This window comes from Tunicatimonas sp., assembly GCF_049647865.1.
Lineage (GTDB): Bacteria > Bacteroidota > Bacteroidia > Cytophagales > Cyclobacteriaceae > Tunicatimonas.
The window spans coordinates 1-1920 of record NZ_JBARYM010000341.1 but is presented as its reverse complement, the minus strand read 5'-3'; the positions used below and the strand labels follow the sequence as shown (position 1 = coordinate 1920).

Genomic DNA, 1920 nt, shown 5'->3' with positions numbered 1-1920 from the left:
AACGAGGATTAACCAAAGGTTACTCTACGGAAACAATCTCGGATATGACTGGTCTTTCTGCCGAAGAAATTGAGAAATTCCGTTCGGGTGATGAATGAATATAAAAATCAGCGTAGGGCTCCAGTTTTTTCACAAAGTAATTGTATGTTCTCTAGCAACAACTTGCACACCTTACTCGTATATCCGAACCTCTTGCGGCCTGGTTAGATATATCTACGCATCAAATTGGAATGACTAATGAAAAAATACTTGATTTTTGTACTCTCCATACTCGCCTTTGGGTGTGAAGACGAGATAGCTTTGCCTCAAGTTAGTTTTAGCTTGAGCAATACTCTATTACACCCTTACGAGGATTTAGTGATTACTAACAATTCTGACGAAAACCTTAGCTACCAGTGGTTTGTCAATGGTCAACATCTTTCTATTTACGATGATGTTAAGGAGCCAAGCTTAAGGATGAATCATCCGGGCGAATACACGCTGCGGATGACCGCTACTAACTTATCAGGGGGTAAGAAAAGCACAGATGCGCAATTCCGAATTGGTAACTACCAAATTACGAAACTGGTAGTAACAGAAATTCAGGGGTTAGAGCAGCATATTTGGGATGTGGATAGCATAGGGGATGCTCAGTGGCCAGATCTTATATTAATGAGAGAAATTGGTCATCAGAACATTAGCTACCGTGGTTCTACGTATTGGAATACTTCGTCTAGCACCTTGCCACTCACTATTTACACCCCAACTGATTTCATCTACGATAGCCAAGATATAAATAGTATAGAATTTGCATTCTTTGATGATGATTCAGACACCGTAGAGTCGATGTCAATCCGCTCTGGTGAGAGCTATTTAAACCGCCTGTATGATAGTAAAACGAAATTGGGCAGTTATACCGTTTTTCAAGACGGTGGAATAATTTATAACCTACACTATAAAATCATATAATTAGCAATTATGGTCTAAGGTGCATTCCAAAACTCCCAGCTTTTTTCGGCTTGCCGGTGAAGCATCTCTAGTCCGTTTTTCACTCGAGCTCCTTGCTGTTTGGCCAATCGCATAAACGCTGTTTCTTCGGGATTGTACACTAAGTCGTAGCAAAAATGGTTGGAGGTTAGTTGATTGTAGTTCAGGTCAGGGTACGTTCCCCTATTCGGACTCATACCTAACGGGGTGGTGTTGATAATCAGGGGGTAGTTTTTAACATTTTTGTTCTTTAGTTCGGCGTAGGAAATGGATTTTTCGCTAGATTGGCGGGAAACGTAGGTATATTTAATTTTTAAGTCTTCTAAAACGCAGACCACCGCTCGGGAAGCCCCCCCGGTCCCCAGTACTAATGCCTGATCTACTGAAGTTCTGTTTAGCCACGGTAGCAGCGAGTCGCGAAAGCCGTAGTAATCCGAGTTGAACCCCACTTTCTTATTCGCTTCAATCCGAACTGTATTCACCGCACCGATACGTTGGGCTACTGGGTCAAACTCATCCACGTACTGCATCACCTGCTGCTTGTGAGGAATAGTCACGTTCAGGCCTCGCAGGTTGGGGTTCTGCTGAAAAACGTCGGTCAATTGTTCAATACTGGGTATTTCGAATAGCTCGTAGGTAGAATCAGTAATTCCCTCGCGTTGAAATTTTTCGGTGAAGTACTGCTTAGAAAATGAATGACTCAGTGGATAGCCAATAAGTCCGTATTGCTTAGGGTTAGTCACAGTGAGAATTAAATTTTGAAAATAAGTAGTTATTTATCACCAATAGTTTTCAGTTTATACGATAGGTTAGTCCAAACCTGACCAATCTACTGTAAGCTTCATTGGTTCCTCCCACGAAGTACGATTTATAATTTCTGATTCCTCGGGAATAGCCAACGTATGCTCCATATTTACCCGTACTCACATTAGCTTGAACCCTGGGCCTAATATC

Annotated in this window: 2 protein-coding genes; one reads left to right on the top strand and one right to left on the bottom strand. The window is 41.9% G+C overall.

The genetic code is table 11. The features are described 5' to 3' along the window. Positions 1-237: 237 nt before the first annotated feature. Positions 238-948 carry a hypothetical protein gene (locus tag WBA23_RS10275; protein ID WP_424582189.1) on the top strand — a complete coding sequence of 237 codons (711 nt, stop codon included), beginning with the start codon at positions 238-240 and terminating at the stop codon, positions 946-948. A gap of 14 nt (positions 949-962) precedes the next feature. On the opposite strand, the gene WBA23_RS10270 is transcribed toward WBA23_RS10275, so the two are convergent. Next, the gene (locus tag WBA23_RS10270; RefSeq protein ID WP_424582188.1) at positions 963-1709 is read right to left on the bottom strand and encodes a shikimate dehydrogenase family protein; all 747 of its coding nucleotides are present in this window, start codon (positions 1707-1709) and stop codon (positions 963-965) included. Positions 1710-1920 lie beyond the last annotated feature (211 nt).